Annotated in this window: 3 protein-coding genes; all 3 read left to right on the top strand. The window is 74.0% G+C overall.

Annotation, left to right across the window (positions count from 1 at the left end; genetic code table 11):
• On the top strand, window positions 1-890 hold an 890-nt coding region (locus ACLEQD_RS42090), incomplete at its 5' end, for a sensor histidine kinase (RefSeq protein ID WP_410391572.1).
• Window positions 891-932: 42 nt separating this feature from the next.
• The gene (locus ACLEQD_RS42085) at window positions 933-1,370 is read left to right on the top strand and encodes a hypothetical protein (protein ID WP_410391570.1); all 438 of its coding nucleotides are present in this window, start codon (window positions 933-935) and stop codon (window positions 1,368-1,370) included.
• Window positions 1,371-1,372: 2 nt separating this feature from the next.
• Window positions 1,373-2,042 (top strand): aminotransferase class IV (locus tag ACLEQD_RS42080; RefSeq protein WP_410391568.1); only part of this gene is annotated, 670 nt, incomplete at its 3' end.

Here is a 2,042-nt window from a genome sequence, read left to right as displayed (position 1 = left end):
CGCGCCGCTGGCCCTCCAGGACATTCCATGGGGTGCTGCTGCTGGTGTCCACGCGCTCGGGCCTGCGCTACGGGACGGAGAGCCTGCCCCTGGTGAGCGAGCTGGCGCGGCGGACCGCGCTGGCGCTGGAGAACGCGCGGCTGTACCGCACCGCCCGGCAGGCCGTCGCCGCGCGCGACGAGACGCTGGGCATCGTCTCCCACGACCTGCGCGCGCCGCTGAACACCATCTCCCTGCTGTCGCTTCGCGCGGAGAAGCGCCTGGCCCGGGAGGAGGGGGTGGAGGCCGCGGAGGCGCTGCGGAAGCTCCGCGGCGTGGTGGGCAACATGGACCGGCTCATCGACGACCTGCTGGAGGTGGCGCGGGTGGAGTCGGGACGCGCGGTGCTGGACGTGGAGCCGCTGGACGTGCCCCGGCTGCTCACCCAGGTGCAGGCCCTGAACGAGCTGCTGGCGGCGGACAAGGGGCTGCGCCTCGAGGTGGCCTTCGAGCCGGACCTCCCCAAGGTGCGCGCGGACCGGGCGCTCGTGGTGCGCGTCTTCCAGAACCTGTTGGGCAACGCCATCCACTTCACCCCGCCCGGAGGCCGCATCCTCCTGAAGGCGGTGCGCCGCGGTGAGCACGTGTGCTTCCGCGTGGAGGACTCGGGGCCAGGCATCGACGCGGCGGCGCTGCCCCACGTGTTCGACCGCTTCTGGCAGGCCATCCACGCGCGCAAGGCGGGCGCCGGGCTGGGGCTCGCCATCGTCAAGGGGCTGGTGGAGGCGCACGGCGGCCGCGTCTGGGTGGAGAGCCCGCCGGGCCACGGCGCCGCGTTCTTCTTCACGCTGCCGGGCCTCCCGGAGACCTCCCCGGACCTCCGGCAGGGTGGCGGGGAGGCCCGTCCCTGACGGCGCTCAACGGAACGCCGCGCGCGGATCTACACTGGCGCCATGCCCGCGCATCCCGCCTCCAGCCTGGCGCCGTGGTTTCCCCTGGTGCTGCTCCCGGTGATGTTCGTGCTCGTCTCGTTCCTCCTCTCCCGGATGGGCGGCTGGAGCCGGCTCGCGCGGGACTACCGCCTGGACAGGGGCGGCGGCTTTCCGTGCAGGCGCTGGGTCTCCGGCCACATGGGCTGGGTGGAGTACCGGAGCTGTCTCACCGTGGGCGGGGATGAGCGCGGGCTCTACCTCGCGGTCCTCTTCCCCTTCCGCATGGGCCACCCGCCGCTGTGCATCCCCTGGGCGGACGTCCATGACCGCGTCCGCGAGCGGCGCTTCTTCCTCCACTGGGACGCCTTCACGGTGGGCCCCGAGCGCGTGAAGCTGCGCCTCCGGAGCGCCGCCATGGAGCCGCTCGAGCGCTACCTGCCGGCCGTCGCCCAGGGGTGAACATGTCCTCAACCGTCTCCGTCGATGGCGTCGTGCAGCGCTGGGAGGACCTGCGCCTCCAGGACTTCGCCCAGGGCTTCTTCTTCGGCGCGGGCTTCTTCACCACGTTCCGCATGGACGCGGGCCAGCCCCGGTTCCTCGCGAGGCACCTGGCCCGCGTGCGCGGAAGCCTCGACGCGTTCCCCGCCGCCGTGCGCGCCCCGGCGCCCGCGCTCCTCCAGGAGGACGCCGTGCGCGAGTCCCTGCGCCGCTGCCTTACGGCGGACGCGGCCCTGGGGCCCCGCTTCACCGGCGTGGGCAAGCTCGCGGTGAGCGACGGCCACGTGCTGTGCACCTTCCGTCCCTTCGCCGCGGACCTGGAAGCGCAACACCGGGAGGGCCGGGAGCTGGACAGCGTGGAGGCCGGGGCCTACCGGCGCGCGGAGCGCACGGTGAACCACAAGGGGCTCGCGTACTTCCGCCAGCACGCGCTCCTGCCGCGCCTGCCCGTGCTCGCCAACGAGGCGGAGGAGGTCTGCGAGCTGCCCACCGCCAACCTCTTCGTGCAGCTCGACGGCGCGCTCGTCACCCCGCCGCTCTCCGCGCCGTGCCTGCCGGGCATCGCCGCGCGGTGCTGCTGCCTGGCCTCCGTGGACGGCTGCCGGTGGTGGAGCGCGTGCTGCGCGCGGTGCG

The organism is Corallococcus sp. 4LFB, from assembly GCF_046520365.1.
Taxonomy (GTDB): Bacteria; Myxococcota; Myxococcia; order Myxococcales; family Myxococcaceae; genus Corallococcus; species Corallococcus caeni.
This window is presented reverse-complemented; position numbering and strand designations above follow the sequence as displayed.